Here is a 13,640-nt window from a genome sequence, read left to right as displayed (position 1 = left end):
TTATCTCTTTCGACGTAAACAGCTTCTTCGACATCTCAAATCCACTCCCGATATGATTTAGTTCAGTGTACACAAAAACCCTGAGCAATAGACTTTTTTTAGTGTCTATTACTCAGGGTACAGTTTAGCGCGAGGTCAGTTCTTTTTTAGTCGTGGATTCGGCTTAGGATGGCGGTCGTCAAGGCGACGACCGTCCCGAGGACGAGACCGTTCGAGAACACGGTCGCAAGGAGCGGCGGTAAATCATTCATCGCTCCAGGCGGGAGCAACATCGCCCCGGCCCCGATGACGAGCGGCAGGCCGACCGTGAGCGACGCCGTCTTTTGGTTCAACTCGAACGCGGCCTCGTTAATCCCGATGATGATCATCGTCGCGATGAGCGGGGTAACGATGGCGTACCCGACCGCGGCCGGGATGCTTGCGATGAGCGACACGAACGGTCCGATTAAAGCGAGCACCATCATTAAGCCGTGAGCGACGAGGTGAGGGGCACGGTGCACACTCTCCGTTGACGACAAGAAACCGGCTGTCCCAGAGATCGCGACCGGTCCAGGCGTTCCAAACAAACCAGCGACCATCTGACTGACGCCGCTGACGACGCCGGACGCGGCGACGTTGCCTTCGACTTGTTGTTTCGTCCGTGAACTGACGATGCGCTCAATCAATTTGATGTTCGCGAGCACGTTTGTCATGAGTAGAAGTGTGATGACGAAAGCGGTTGGAAGTAAGTTCCAATCCCATACCCAAGCGCCGAACGGGAACAGCTCGGGAACGAGGAAGAACGAGTCCGAACGAACGATTGGGTTGCCGAGACCGAGCAGGTTGAACAATCCGAACCCGACGAAAAGCGTCATGACGAGACCGTATTGTTTGAAGCGGCTCCGCTCGAGCGTGAGTGCGAATAAGACGAGCCCGGCTGTCGCGACGGCTTGCACGATATTGATGCCGTCCTCACTCACACCGAAACCGCCTTTAATGACGGCACCGGATAATTGCAGGACGAGCAAAATCATATAGACACCGAGCACTTGAGGCGTGAATAGCGACAACATGCGCCGTAGCAGTCCGGTCACGGTCATGACCACGCCGAGCACACCGCTCAAGAACAGCATGAAGCCGAGCGCTTGGAGCGTCTCTTGCCCGCTACCGTAAAGGGCAGGGCCGATCGAGGCATAAAGTGTGAACACACCCCACCAAATGCCGGCCGGTCCTTCTAAAATCGGCAGACGGTGACCGAACAGCGTCTGGATGATACTGAACAGTGCGAAGATGAACAGCGAGCGCGAGATGAACGTCATCGTCTCGGCCGGCGACAGTTCAAATAGGGCGGCGATGGCGAGAGGTGGTACAATATTGGTAGCTAAAATAAAAATAAACCACTGAATCGTCGTGGTTACAGAACTTTTCGTCATGGTGTCCCCCTGGTATTTCCCTTTTTTACTATTAGTGTACCGTGACGACGAAGTGGATGCAAATGGAGGTATATAATGAAGAGAAAACTGAAGTGGATCGGGATGTCGTTGCTTGCCGTCATCTTTGTCGCCGTAATCGGCTTCGTCGTTTGGACGCAACTGACGTACGGACCGACGGATGAAGCGCTTGGCTATGCGGCCGAAGCCGAACAAGTCGACAACCGACTAGAGTTCGGTGACCCGGCGAGCGAGGTCGGTGTTATCCTGTATCCGGGTGCAAAAGTCGATAAAGAGGCGTATGCCTATTACGGGACCAGATTGGCGGAAGCAGGGCACTTTGTCGCCATCCCGTCGCTGCGCTTAAATCTCGGGATAGCAGATATCGATGCAGCGGAAACAATCATCGAGGCACATCCCGATATCGAGCGCTGGTACGTCGCCGGTCATTCGCTCGGCGGTTCGGCCGCCTCGGGCTATGCGCTCGAAAACGAAGATAAAGTCGACGGGGTCATCTTCCTCGCCTCGTATCCGATCAGCTCGATGACGGATAGCGACTTGCGCGTCTTGTCAATCTCGGGTGAATTGGATGGTCTGGCGACACCGGCCGATATCGAGGCGAGCCGTGACAGCGTGCCGAGTGACGCCACGTTCCATCAGATCGAAGGTGGCAATCATGCCAACTTTGGGATGTACGGGCCGCAAGACGGGGATAACGACAGCCCGCTCAGCGCGAAACAGCAACTTGATGAGACGATCGATCAAATCGTAGATTGGCTCTAAAAAACAGCGTGCCCCTTCATGAGGGCACGCTGTTTTTAACGTTGATCGAGCTTGTGACTGACCGCTGTGAGCACGGCGGTCATGAGGGCGACGACACCGCCGACGAGGGCGAGCATCATCACGGGTGCGTTCGCATAGACGAGACCACCAACGGCAGAGCCCATCCCGATACCGACGTTGCTCGCGACCGGCATGAGCGACGAGGCCAGACCTTTGGCGTCTGGATTGAACTTCTCGGCCAAATCAATCAAATAGATTTGCGTCGACGTCGTGAGCAGAATTGCCATGAACGACATGAGCGCGATATTGATGAGACCGAGCGTCACGTTCGATGTCGTCACATACAAGGCTGCCAAGACAAACGCTTGAATGAGAAAGACGAACCGGAGCCGTCCAATCGGATTATGGCTCGCAATCTTACCGGCTGCCATGTTGCTGAAGATTGAGATGAACCCGTAAGCGAACAAAATCGGGCTGACCCATGCGACAGGGACGCCAAGTACACCTTTCAAAATCGGGACGAGATACGTATAGACGACGTACGTCGCACCGAATCCGAAAGCCGGGATGAAGAAGGCAATCAAAATACGCGGATTCGTCAAGAGCCGGAGCTGGTCAGAGATCGACGTTTTCGCGCTCGATAACTGGTTGGGGACGACGCGGTAGACCGCGAATAAGGCGACGACACCGAGTGCGGTCGTCATGAAGAACGTCGCTTCCCAGCCCGCGCGTTGCCCGATGAACGTGCCGATTGGGACACCGAACACGTTCGCCATCGTGAAGCCGCCGAAAATGAACGAGACGGCAATCCCACGCTTCCCGGCCGGAACCGACTCGCTCGCGACGAGCATGGCGAGCGAGATGAGCACACCCGTCACGACGGCGGTCATCATCCGGAGTACAAGTAACATTCCGTACGTCGGGGCGAGACTACTGAGCAAATTGAAGACGATGAATGCAGCAGTGAGCGTGAGCATCAATTTTCGCTTTGGCAAGTGGCTTGTGAACGACATCGTGAGCGGTGTGCCGATGGCGAACGTGATCGCGAACGCCGAGACGAGCGTACCGGCCGTGGCAATCGAAATGGACAGGCCATCGGCGATATCGGGCAAAATCCCGACGATGACAAATTCACTTGTGCCGAGTACGAACGTGAGCAATGCGAGCGATAAGATGAGCGTCCAGTCGGTCCGACTGAGCGATGGGGTGGTTGTCAAAATAAAATCACTTCTTTCGTTCAAGGTTGTTAGACTTCAGTCGTTTCCAACCATACCGAATTTTCGCCAAAAGCAAAACCCTTTTCGCTCACATTGTGAAAGAAAAGGGTTAAATCAGAGCCGACTCATGGATTACTCTTCATGTTGTTGTCGATTCTCCATTACTTCAGCATCACGCTCGAACTGTTTTCGAAAAACGAACGCTAAGATGATGATGAGAAGCGCCGCCACACTTGTCGCCACATAGATAGGTTGATACGCCAAGTGGGCGGCTTGTTGGAAGGCATCCGTTAAAGCAAGACGTACGTTCTCTATAGGAATTTGGTCAATTCGAGATTGAAGATCTCCATACGAGCCGCCGAGTTGGTCGAGCTGATCTTGCGGGATGCTGGCCGGGTCAATTCCATACGCTCGTAACTTCTGCGGAATCAATGTGTCCAATTGACTGAATCCATTTTGGATGAATGCCCCGAAAATGGTCGGTGCAATCGTTAATCCGATTTGACGCGAGACGGACAATGTCCCGAGCGCCGTTCCTTTTTGAAGACCCGCCGCGTTTGCTGTCAGAACGGTCAATGGCGCACCGAGTACAAATCCAAATCCAATCCCGGCGATGACGGAGAAGAGGACGAACGACAGTTTCGTGTCGACGAAAAAGGCGAGCCCCCCGTAACCGATGATTGAAATGACACCGGACAAGATCAATGTTCTGACGGGTCCCTGCTTATCGACAAAGTATCCGCCGCCCCCGGCACCGATTCCAGATGCGATGGCGAGTGGCGTCATCCAATAGCCTGACTTCGCTGCAGGAATCCCAAGCACTTGCTCCACGAACGAAGGAATAAAGATGACGGCTCCAATCAAGGTTCCCGATAAAAGGGCCATGAGCATCGTCACGGCGTACGTCGGTTTTCGAAGCAAGCTATATGGGAGGAATGGATCGTAACGCGTTCCGCGCTCACGTTTCTTCTCGACATACATGAGCAGGGCGAACAAAGCGACAGCAATCAATAACAATCCGAGCACTGCTTGTGAGAACAAACTGCGGAACAAGTCGCCTGTCCCGAGATTATTGATGGCGAACATGACACTTAAAATTGACAGCGATAGCAATGAAATACCGAGGAAATCGATTTTAGACAAGGCGGTCGCTTTCGTTTCTTCAAGATAGAAGAAACCGCCAACTAACAGCAGTAATCCGATTGGTACGTTAATCAAAAATAACCAATGCCACGTTCCGGTCATGTCAATGAGGAAACTGCCGATATTTGGACCGATGACCGAAGCGATTCCGTTCATCCCGCCGAGCAACCCGAGCATGCTTCCTTGCTTCTCTCTCGTGTACGTGCTGATAACATAGGAACTAGCGATGATGAAAATCCCGCCGCCGCCAAATGATTGGAGCAACCGTGAGGCTAAGAAAAACGTGAAGTTCGGACTCAATGCCACGCCGAGCGATCCGATTGTGAAAATTGCGATTTCAATGAGAAACAGCTTTTTTCGTCCATACCGGTCCGATAGTTTACCAACAATCGGGGTTGCGATGGCGAGTCCCAACGTGTACAGGGTGATGCCCCACGTCCCTTGGGTTGCCGTCACGTCAAAGGAAGCATTGATGGTTGTCAGGGCGGCACTAATTATCCCGTTATCAAGAGCAGCCATGAACACACCGATCAGTAAAATGATAAACGCCGCATTCACTTTTGTTGGATGTTGATCCATGTAATTCACCTCAACGTTGTCGTTTTATTCAAGAAACTTATTTTTTATAAGTAAATTGTACTCCCTTTACGTAAAAATGCCAGCAAAAAAGACACGATAATCGTGTCTTTGCAGAGTGGAATGAAAGAAAAGGGCATGGAACTTAACGCCAAAACGCGGTCGCTTCGACACCGGCATGGTCTGACACGATTGGTCCGTTGTCGCCGTCAAAGACGACGGCGTGGCGCGAAACGTGGATCGGGGCGTTCGTCAACATCAAGTCGATGCGAAGCGCCTGCTTGTTCTCGTCCCAACCGGCGATTTTGCCTTGGACGGTCGCATCGCCTTCGCGCTCAGCCGCGAGAAAGAACAAGTCTTGAAGACCGTGGTCGATCAAATAGTCGTAGCCTTCACCGCGCAGAAACGCGTCGTTGTTGAAGTCGCCGAGCAGGAGAGCCCGGTCGTCATCTTCGACGCGGCGGAGCAGTTCATCGAGCTGGTGACGAGCCGGTTCGTCCGCATCATGCCACCAACCGAGATGGCACGAGTAGACGGCCGTCTGTCCGTCAGTGCCGCTGACGACGGCTTTGACGATTTTTCGGGACTTGTAATCGTTCGGGTCGGTCGTTTGGGAGACAAAGAACGACTCGGTCGAGACGAACGGTGTCCGCGATAAGATCGCGACGCCTTCTTCGTAGATGTCATATCCGTAATGGGCAAAATCCCATGTCATGTAATAGGCGACCCCTTGCTCACAGAGTTTTTCAACGAGGACGTGGGCAAAGTTATTTTCACGGATGAGACCGTCAATCAGCGGCGCTTCTTTGTGTTGGTTCACTTCTTGGAGTGCGATGATGTCATACTCCTCGCTCGCGATCCGTTCCACGATTGAGTCGATTTTTTCTTGTTGCCGATCTTCTAACCAGGCGTGACAGTTGAGCGTCAAAATATTCACAGTAGTCCTCCTTTAGAAAAAACAGGCCAACTCGCACGAGCTGGCCTGTTGATTATGCACCGATGACGTCTTGAATGTCAGACTTCAATACGTCGGCTTTCGGGCCGTAGATTGCTTGGACACCACGGTCTTTCAAGATGAGACCCATGGCGCCGTTCTTTTTCCATTCGCGCTCTTCTGAGACGAGCGACATATCTTTCACTGTGACACGAAGACGTGTCATGCATGCATCGACGTCCTCGATGTTATCTTCCCCACCGAGTAGAGCGATAATCCCCATGACCTGCTCGTTGCCGGTCACCGTCGATTGCTCTGTCGCTTCTTCCATATAGTTGCCGTTACGTCCAGGCGTCGGCAAGTTCATCTTCTTGATGAAGAAGTTGAACACCCCGAAGTTGATGAAGAAGAACGCAGCCGAGACGAGGAAGAAGTTGATCAAGTCTTGCAGGAGTCCGGCTTTGATGATCATCGGGATCCGCGTCAATAGCTCGATCGCACCGAACGCGTGGACACGAAGGTCGATAATGTCCGCCAAGGCGAAGGCAGCACCGGCCATGAGTGCATACATGACGTAAAGGACTGGAGCGACGAACATGAACATGAACTCGATCGGCTCAGTGACACCCGTCAAGAAGACGGCGAGACCGGCCGAGAGGAACATCGGCTTGTACTGGGCTTTCTTGTCCTCATCGACGTTACGGTACATCGCATAAGCGGCACCGATGAGTGCGGCGAACGACAAGATGACTTGACCGACTTTGAAACGGGCCGGTACGACGTCAGCGAGCAGCGTGTTATAAGCAGCCGTATCCCCAGCGGCGCGAAGGTTGACGAGGTCCGTTACCCAAGCTAACCAAAGCGGATCTTGACCGGCGACGACTGAACCAGCTGTCGCGCCCGTTAAAATCGTGTACGTGCCTCCGAGCTCCGTGTAGTTCATCGGGACGGTGAGCATGTGGTGAAGACCGAACGGTAACAACAGACGTTCGAGTGCACCGTAGATGAACGGCGCGAGGATCGGTGCCGTGTCACGTGACGTGGCAATCCATTGGCCGAAGCTGTTGAGTGCCCCTTGAATCGTTGGCCAGATGATCGACAGCGCGATCGCCGCGACGACCGAACCGAGGATGACGACGAACGGAACGAACCGTTTCCCGTTGAAGAACGACAATGCGTTCGGCAATTTATTGAAATTGTAGAACCGGTTATAAAGAGCACCACCGAGGAAACCGGCGATGATCCCGACGAATACACCCATGTTCAGGGCAGGTGAACCGAGGACAGATGTGAAGTAGTCAGCGACGACGAGGTCGGCCCCAAAGAGGGATTGGACTGTCGCTTCCGGGTCTTGGAGCATGGCACCGTTGACGTTAAAGATGGCGCCTGTGACACGGTTGATCAAAATAAAGGCGATCAGTGCGGCGAACGCACCACCGGCCTTGTCTTTCGCCCACGAGCCACCGATGGCGACTGCGAACAAGATATGTAAGTTGACGATGATGCCCCAACCTAAGTCTTCGATGATGCGTGCCGTCGTGAGTAAGATGCTGACGTCTCCGGCTGACATGCCGATCAATTTACCGATCGAGATCATGAGTCCTGCTGCCGGCATAACGGCGATAACGACCATCAAGGCCTTACCGAGTTTTTGCCAAAAATCAAATGAGATGAGCTGTTTCATGCTATACGCTTCCTTCCTGTTCGGAAATTTTTCTCTGTTAAGAACGATCGCCAATGCAATCGCTTGCATTAATGATTGTAATCGATTGCATAAATTTGTGCAACCGGTTTCCTAAAATTTATAAATTTTCAAGGAAGGATGAAAATACGCTGTTTTACGACGTCGCTTGTCAGTCGAAACGAATCCCGCTAAAATACTAGAGGTTGAAAGGGGCGAGAAGAATGGGATGGAGACAGACGACATCAGCATTGTCAAAAGAAGAGCAGGCCACGTTGCTCGAAGAGTTGTTACGAACGGGCGTGATGAAAGAAGAGGATCGGCTCTTGTTCTCGATGCTCATGCCAGACCGCGTCAAGCGGATGCAAGACGTATTGAACACGCGGACGAATCACATCACGGTATTGACCGAGGGCGTTGACGATCCGCACAATCAGTCGGCCGTATTGCGTTCGGCGGACGCGTTCGGTGTGCAGACGCTTCACGTCGTCGAGGGACGGGCCAAGTTCAAACCGAACTCGATTATCGCTAAGAGTGCCGATCGCTGGGTCGACGTCGTCGAACACGCTTCGATTGAAGAAGCGATCGATCAGTTGAAAGCGGACGGCTATCAAATACTCGCGACGGCACTCAGCGAAGAGGCGATCCCGCTCGAAGACGTCGACGTGTCAAAACCGACCGTGCTCTTGTTCGGGAACGAGCATCACGGTGTGTCGGAGCAGGCACTCGCGAAAGCGGACGGGAATTACGTCATCCCGATGCAAGGCTATGTCCAAAGTTTAAATATCTCGGTCGCTGCCGCCATCTCGCTTTATGACGTGACGACGCGGGCCCGTCATATCGTGACGGAAGGATACGGACTATCGATCGAGGACAAACAACGTGTGTTCAAAAACTGGATGGTACGGAGCCTCCCGAAACGTTCACTCGGGGTGTACAAACAAAAAGGTTTGAACGCATTTGAGCGAGAAACAGGAAAATCCGAGTAGATGGCGAAATAAACAGGCGTACGAGTAACTTGTCCATATTTCGAAAGGGGATGGAAAGATGAGTACGACCAGTTCATTTATCGTGAAAGATGTGACGACGAACTTTAACGAGTTTGAAGAGGAATTCTTCAACCTGTATCGCCATCTGTACGGCGACATCGACCAACTTCGTTTTAAAGAACGACTGTACCGCCATGCCAACCCGCTCGTGTTACTCGCATTTTCTGACGACCGGCCCGTCGGATTCAAAATCGGCTACGAGGCTGAGCCATATCGCTTCTATAGCTGGGCTGGCGGCGTGCATCCTGAGTTCCAAAAGCACGGGATCGGCCGCAAGTTGATGGATACGCAACTCGAATGGGTGAAAGCGCAAGGGTTCCACTCGATTCGGACGAAAGCGCGCAACACGAACAAAGGCGTCATCATTTTGAACCTGCTCTGTGGCTACGACATCATGGGGGCGTACACGGAAGATGGCGCACCGCGCATCATGATGGAGAAACAATTGAACTGACAGTTGAGCCGTGGCGAGTGCCGCGGCTTTTTTTTAGGCATGAAACCAAATGAAGCGGCGTCCGTATATAGGAAAAAAGGGGGAGACATTATGGTCAACACGTTCGCATTCGGGGAAGAAGTATACATCGATTCGACAGGGATGGGAGATTCGTTTTTTAGTGGGATGTTCAGTATCTTTCCGATTTTTATTATCGGCATTCTGACCGTGATTATAATCGCTATTATAAGCATGATTCGCCAAGTGACGAAGACGAAGGGTCTATTGAAAGACATGCAACATTTCGCCTCAGACCTCGCAGATCATCCCGATGACGCATCAGCAAACCGGCTCGCCGATTATTTACGGGACGTGAAGTCGTTTCCAATCCATCGCACGCAGATGGAGCCGTTTCGAGTGGCGCTCGGTAGCTATCAACTCGTCATGGAATCAGCGCACGTCGGAGACGAGACGAAAGAACGGGTCGACCGTCAATATAAGCGGCTCGGTATTTTAGACGGCGAGAAGTTCGCCGATGAGCCGGCGCCGAGACGTCGTTCTAGTTCGCACCATCATGACCACCACAATCATCATAACGACCATCATCACATGTAAAACGCGCCGGGAAGATCCCGGCGCGTTTTTAGCTTACATATATCGGCTCGCATCAAAGTCGATTTCGGTCCGGTGGTTGGCCGCATCGATGGCGCTTGAGATACGGTTGGCCCGTTTCTCGACGTCGAGCGCCTTCAAACGGTACAGTTCCGGATCATAAAGCGCGTGCTTGATGACAGAAGTGCCTTCACCGTGACCCGATTGAAATTCGCGTTTCGGACGTTCGGCCAAGTCTTGATACATCCGAGCCTGAGCTCGCAACTGAACGGCGAACTCGATCGCCTCGACGAGCGGGAGCGGTCCATCGTTCGTCTCGATGACGTTATGCAAGTGCGCTTCACAGACGAGGCGGTCAAGACGACGCATGTCGGTCCGAATCGATTGGAGCTCGACCTCGATATCCTCGAGCGAGCGGGATTGGATCGTCGGGAGCGGCTCATCCTTCTCGAGCTCGATGAACGCGACCCGTTCGACTTCTTGTAACAACTTATCAATCTGCTTCAAGAGCAGGTGTTTCAATTTGATGGCATCTGCCAGGTACATTGGGATTCCTCCTTCTGCTTTTTCTAACCGTACCACACTGTGATTCCTAAAAAAAGGAAGGCGTTACTTTTTCGAGGTGAGGCGATATGATGAAAGAAAGAGGGGAGGTCGACCGATGAACAAGTGGAAAACACAATGGGTCATTGCCGTCGTTTTGCTCGTATTCGGGACAGCGACGTTTCTCTATCAGTGGATCGACTTGCGACCGGGGGAGATCCGAGATTATATCGTTCAATTCGGTTGGCTCGCCCCGCTCATTTATATTTTATTGTTCACAGTTCGACCGTTGATTTTATTTCCGACGTCCGTCTTGTCGGTTGCGGGCGGGTTGGCGTTCGGGACGCTGCCCGGTGTCGTCTATACGGTCATCGGCGCTACGCTCAGCGCACTCGTCGCTTATTATGTAGCGGTTCGCTTCGGAGACCGGTTTCTGCGCCATTTCGAATCGAGCGATTATGAGAAGATTCAGCACAAAATCGAAGAAGACGGATTCTTTTACGTCTTGATCTTACGATTGATCCCGCTCGTCAACTTTGATTTGGTCAGTTATGCCTCAGGTTTGGCGAAAGTGCGACTCCCGGCTTATGTCTTCGCGACCTCGGTCGGTATGATTCCGGGGGCGTTCGCTAATAATTTTCTCGGTAGTAGCCTCGCGAGCGGGGATATGAAGCTGGTCATCCTCGCGCTCGCTGTCTTTGTCTTGTTGACACTCGTCGCGACCGTGTTCCGCGAACCAATCAAGCAACAAATCAACCGTTACAAAAAGAAGTAGGCGCTCAATTGGATGAGCGCCTACTTTTTGCTTAACGGTTGTCGACCGTCTCAGGGTACAAGTCGTGGTTGAACAGGCGATGTTCGGCCATTTGCTCGTACTTCGTGCCCGGCTTGCCGTAGTTGTAGTACGGGTCGATCGAGATGCCGCCGCGGGGCGTGAACTTGCCCCACACTTCGAGGTAGCGCGGTTCCATCAGCTTGACGAGGTCTTTCCCGATGACGTTGATGCAGTTTTCGTGGAAGTCGCCGTGGTTACGGAAGCTGAATAAATAAAGCTTGAGTGACTTCGACTCGACAAGTTTCTCGTCCGGTATGTACGAGATGTAGATCGTCGCAAAGTCCGGCTGATTCGTGATTGGGCAGAGCGATGTGAATTCCGGTGCGTTGAACTTCACGAAATAATCGTTTTCCGGATGCCGGTTCGGGAACGCCTCGAGCACGTCTGGGGCGTATTCAAAAATGTATGGGACGCTCTTCTGGCCGAGGAGCGACAAGTCTTGTAAGTCTTCTGGTCTCATATTCATTCTCCTTAGACGCCACGTTCGTTGGCGTACAGTAATGTGTGTAGCTGCGGCAAGACACGGACGCTTTGCCATGACGGGTCACGCGCAACGTCTTCCCACAACTCTTTCAAACGTCTGAGCTGCGCGTCGGTGATGTCACCGTCCGCCCCGGGCTCAGGGTTGCCGGCCGACAAGTACATGACGTCCGGGGTGTAGCGGGTTTGGACGTCTTTGGCGTAGGCGAGGTCGACCTCGTCGAACACGGCGATTTTGAACGTCGTCTGTTCGGGACGCAGCCGTTCGACGATGGCGTCGAGTTTCTCCCAATCGGTCGTCATGCCGGACGACGGTGGTTTCGGACTGAGCGTCACGTCGTCGATGTCTTGGAGCCAGTCTTGATACCGGCTACCTTGTGTCTCGACGGCGAGTTTGACGCCGCGCACCTTCAACTTTTCGACCAAGTCTTTCATACCGGCGATGAGGAGCGGGTTGCCGCCTGAGATCGTGACGTAATCGTACATTCCGAGCTCGTCGAGACGCACGATGATGTCATCAGCCGTCAGCATGTCGGGTTTTTCCGAACCGTCCCAGGTGAAGGCGGAGTCGCACCAGGCGCAGCGATAATCGCAACCGGCGGTCCGGACGAACATCGTCTTCTGTCCGATGGCGCGGCCTTCACCTTGAAACGTCGGCCCGAACACTTCGAGGACAGGGATCTTCATCAGTCCACCAGCCATTCGCGCCGGAACTCGGCGTATGACGTCGGTGTCTCATAAAGGCGGACGAATTCAACGCGGACGTTGCGTTCGTCAGGCAAGTGCTTAGCGAGCTGATCGAAAATCCAGTAGCACATATTTTCTGCTGTCGTATTCATATATGGAAGGGACTCATTTAAATAGCGGTGGTCGAGATACGGTTCGAGCTCTTCTTTAAAGATGGCTTTCAAGTCACCGAAGTCGAGCGTCATCCCGCGATTGTCGAGAAAACCGCTGATCCCCATTTGAAGTTTGTACGTATGTCCGTGGAGCGCTCGGCACTTCCCATCGTAATCAAACAAGTGATGGGCCGCATCGAACGTCACTTCTTTGACGATTTGGACGCGGTGCGGACAGTAGATGAGCGAGCCGTCTTGTTTAGCCTCGACGCTCGTCGGGGCGAGGAATGGGGCGTGTTTCATACGCGTACCTCCTCGTATGCAGCGAGCCCGTTTTGACGGAGCACACACGCCGGACATTCGCCGCAGCCTGAACCGAGTACACCGTTATAGCAGGTGAGGGTCCGCTCTTTGATGAAGTCGAAGGCTCCGAGCCGGTCTGCGAGTTCCCACGTCTGCTTTTTATCGAGCCACATGAGCGGCGTATCGATGACGAACGGGTAGTCCATCGCCAAGTTGAGCGTCACGTTCAATGATTTGACGAATTGGTCGCGACAGTCCGGGTAGCCCGAGAAGTCGGTCTCACAGACACCGGTGATGATGTGGTGCATACCGAGTTGTTTGGCCATGACGGCCGCAAAGGATAAGAATAAATGGTTGCGTCCATCGACGAACGTATTTGGGACGTCCGCATTATCGATGTCGAGATCATGTCTCGTCAACGCGTTTGAGGTGAGTTGTCCGAGTAAGGACAAATCGAGGATGTGGTGCGGGACATCGAGTTCGGCCGCGATCTCTTTCGCGACCTCGATTTCCGCATCATGGCGCTGCCCGTAGGCGAACGTCACGGCTTCCACATGAGAGAATTGTTGTTTTGCCCAAAACAGGCAAGTGGTTGAATCTTGACCGCCACTGAAGACGACCAATGCTTTTTCGTGTTGCAACGTGCACACTTCCTTTTTCGCTAGTTTTGATGTCGGAGGAGGTTACGAACTCCGGAGGTCACCCTCGAGCGTTTACTTTACCATAAAAAGACGTTTGACAGGGAAAAGAGAAGTAGGTATAGTAAAGAACATCACTGACACACTTTCATGCATAAAAGCGTT

General features: G+C 52.9%; 15 protein-coding genes. 5 read left to right on the top strand and 10 right to left on the bottom strand.

The annotated features are described in order from the left end of the window. Positions 1 to 146: 146 nt before the first annotated feature. Complete coding sequence (locus EVJ24_RS14670; RefSeq protein ID WP_071398849.1) at positions 147 to 1,412, bottom strand: purine/pyrimidine permease; 1,266 nt, start codon at positions 1,410 to 1,412, stop codon at positions 147 to 149. A 75-nt stretch (positions 1,413 to 1,487) separates the two neighbouring features. On the opposite strand from EVJ24_RS14670, the gene EVJ24_RS14665 reads away from it, so the two are divergent. Further along, the gene (locus EVJ24_RS14665) at positions 1,488 to 2,192 is read left to right on the top strand and encodes an alpha/beta hydrolase (protein WP_131441742.1); all 705 of its coding nucleotides are present in this window, start codon (positions 1,488 to 1,490) and stop codon (positions 2,190 to 2,192) included. A gap of 35 nt (positions 2,193 to 2,227) precedes the next feature. On the opposite strand, the gene EVJ24_RS14660 is transcribed toward EVJ24_RS14665, so the two are convergent. From EVJ24_RS14660 to EVJ24_RS14645, 4 genes are all read right to left on the bottom strand, one after another. Then, positions 2,228 to 3,409, bottom strand: coding sequence for an MFS transporter (locus tag EVJ24_RS14660; RefSeq protein ID WP_236637681.1), 1,182 nt, complete (start codon positions 3,407 to 3,409; stop codon positions 2,228 to 2,230). Positions 3,410 to 3,541: 132 nt separating this feature from the next. After that, on the bottom strand, positions 3,542 to 5,131 hold the full coding sequence (locus tag EVJ24_RS14655; protein ID WP_131441740.1) for an MFS transporter: 1,590 nt from the start codon (positions 5,129 to 5,131) through the stop codon (positions 3,542 to 3,544). Positions 5,132 to 5,273: 142 nt separating this feature from the next. Beyond that, entirely contained in the window at positions 5,274 to 6,065 is a 792-nt protein-coding gene (locus tag EVJ24_RS14650; protein ID WP_131441739.1) for an endonuclease/exonuclease/phosphatase family protein, read from the bottom strand. A gap of 52 nt (positions 6,066 to 6,117) precedes the next feature. Beyond that, positions 6,118 to 7,746, bottom strand: a complete 1,629-nt coding sequence (locus EVJ24_RS14645) for a PTS transporter subunit IIBC (protein WP_131441738.1) — start codon at positions 7,744 to 7,746, stop codon at positions 6,118 to 6,120. Between the two features lie 221 nt (positions 7,747 to 7,967). Here EVJ24_RS14645 and EVJ24_RS14640 point away from each other — a divergent pair, with 221 nt between their 5' ends. From EVJ24_RS14640 to EVJ24_RS14630, 3 genes are all read left to right on the top strand, one after another. Further along, the gene (locus EVJ24_RS14640; protein ID WP_070328329.1) at positions 7,968 to 8,732 is read left to right on the top strand and encodes a TrmH family RNA methyltransferase; all 765 of its coding nucleotides are present in this window, start codon (positions 7,968 to 7,970) and stop codon (positions 8,730 to 8,732) included. Positions 8,733 to 8,790: 58 nt separating this feature from the next. Next, positions 8,791 to 9,246 carry a GNAT family N-acetyltransferase gene (locus tag EVJ24_RS14635; RefSeq protein ID WP_233589724.1) on the top strand — a complete coding sequence of 152 codons (456 nt, stop codon included), beginning with the start codon at positions 8,791 to 8,793 and terminating at the stop codon, positions 9,244 to 9,246. Positions 9,247 to 9,336: 90 nt separating this feature from the next. Then, on the top strand, positions 9,337 to 9,840 hold the full coding sequence (locus EVJ24_RS14630; RefSeq protein WP_131441737.1) for a hypothetical protein: 504 nt from the start codon (positions 9,337 to 9,339) through the stop codon (positions 9,838 to 9,840). A 33-nt stretch (positions 9,841 to 9,873) separates the two neighbouring features. Here EVJ24_RS14630 and EVJ24_RS14625 read toward each other — a convergent pair whose 3' ends face one another. Further along, positions 9,874 to 10,383, bottom strand: coding sequence for a hypothetical protein (locus EVJ24_RS14625; protein ID WP_070328327.1), 510 nt, complete (start codon positions 10,381 to 10,383; stop codon positions 9,874 to 9,876). A gap of 115 nt (positions 10,384 to 10,498) precedes the next feature. Here EVJ24_RS14625 and EVJ24_RS14620 point away from each other — a divergent pair, with 115 nt between their 5' ends. Further along, positions 10,499 to 11,155 carry a TVP38/TMEM64 family protein gene (locus EVJ24_RS14620; RefSeq protein WP_131441736.1) on the top strand — a complete coding sequence of 219 codons (657 nt, stop codon included), beginning with the start codon at positions 10,499 to 10,501 and terminating at the stop codon, positions 11,153 to 11,155. Between the two features lie 31 nt (positions 11,156 to 11,186). Here the strand turns inward: EVJ24_RS14620 and queF are convergent, their stop codons facing one another. The 4 genes from queF to queC are packed head-to-tail and all read right to left on the bottom strand — an operon-like array spanning position 11,187 to position 13,478. Next, positions 11,187 to 11,675, bottom strand: a complete 489-nt coding sequence (gene queF / locus EVJ24_RS14615; protein ID WP_070328325.1) for a preQ(1) synthase — start codon at positions 11,673 to 11,675, stop codon at positions 11,187 to 11,189. Between the two features lie 11 nt (positions 11,676 to 11,686). Continuing rightward, positions 11,687 to 12,382, bottom strand: a complete 696-nt coding sequence (gene queE / locus EVJ24_RS14610) for a 7-carboxy-7-deazaguanine synthase QueE (RefSeq protein ID WP_201740382.1) — start codon at positions 12,380 to 12,382, stop codon at positions 11,687 to 11,689. After that, positions 12,382 to 12,837 carry a 6-carboxytetrahydropterin synthase QueD gene (gene queD, locus EVJ24_RS14605; protein ID WP_131441734.1) on the bottom strand — a complete coding sequence of 152 codons (456 nt, stop codon included), beginning with the start codon at positions 12,835 to 12,837 and terminating at the stop codon, positions 12,382 to 12,384. Before queD ends, queE begins: the two co-directional genes overlap by 1 nt. Beyond that, positions 12,834 to 13,478 carry a 7-cyano-7-deazaguanine synthase QueC gene (gene queC / locus EVJ24_RS14600; RefSeq protein WP_035386372.1) on the bottom strand — a complete coding sequence of 215 codons (645 nt, stop codon included), beginning with the start codon at positions 13,476 to 13,478 and terminating at the stop codon, positions 12,834 to 12,836. Before queC ends, queD begins: the two co-directional genes overlap by 4 nt. Positions 13,479 to 13,640 lie beyond the last annotated feature (162 nt).

The sequence above is a fragment of the Exiguobacterium sp. SH1S21 genome, from assembly GCF_004337175.1.
Classification (GTDB): domain Bacteria; phylum Bacillota; class Bacilli; order Exiguobacteriales; family Exiguobacteriaceae; genus Exiguobacterium; species Exiguobacterium aurantiacum_A.
This window is presented reverse-complemented; position numbering and strand designations above follow the sequence as displayed.

Excerpts from the sequence above, each read along its gene's own strand:
- EVJ24_RS14670 (WP_071398849.1), bottom strand. The coding sequence starts at position 1,412 with ATGACGAAAAGTTCTGTAACCACGACGATTCAGTGGTTTATTTTTATT.
- EVJ24_RS14665 (WP_131441742.1), top strand. The coding sequence starts at position 1,488 with ATGAAGAGAAAACTGAAGTGGATCGGGATGTCGTTGCTTGCCGTCATC.
- EVJ24_RS14655 (WP_131441740.1), bottom strand. The coding sequence starts at position 5,131 with ATGGATCAACATCCAACAAAAGTGAATGCGGCGTTTATCATTTTACTG.
- EVJ24_RS14645 (WP_131441738.1), bottom strand. The coding sequence starts at position 7,746 with ATGAAACAGCTCATCTCATTTGATTTTTGGCAAAAACTCGGTAAGGCC.
- EVJ24_RS14640 (WP_070328329.1), top strand. The coding sequence starts at position 7,968 with ATGGGATGGAGACAGACGACATCAGCATTGTCAAAAGAAGAGCAGGCC.
- EVJ24_RS14635 (WP_233589724.1), top strand. The coding sequence starts at position 8,791 with ATGAGTACGACCAGTTCATTTATCGTGAAAGATGTGACGACGAACTTT.
- EVJ24_RS14630 (WP_131441737.1), top strand. The coding sequence starts at position 9,337 with ATGGTCAACACGTTCGCATTCGGGGAAGAAGTATACATCGATTCGACA.
- EVJ24_RS14625 (WP_070328327.1), bottom strand. The coding sequence starts at position 10,383 with ATGTACCTGGCAGATGCCATCAAATTGAAACACCTGCTCTTGAAGCAG.
- EVJ24_RS14620 (WP_131441736.1), top strand. The coding sequence starts at position 10,499 with ATGAACAAGTGGAAAACACAATGGGTCATTGCCGTCGTTTTGCTCGTA.
- queF (WP_070328325.1), bottom strand. The coding sequence starts at position 11,675 with ATGAGACCAGAAGACTTACAAGACTTGTCGCTCCTCGGCCAGAAGAGC.
- queE (WP_201740382.1), bottom strand. The coding sequence starts at position 12,382 with ATGAAGATCCCTGTCCTCGAAGTGTTCGGGCCGACGTTTCAAGGTGAA.
- queD (WP_131441734.1), bottom strand. The coding sequence starts at position 12,837 with ATGAAACACGCCCCATTCCTCGCCCCGACGAGCGTCGAGGCTAAACAA.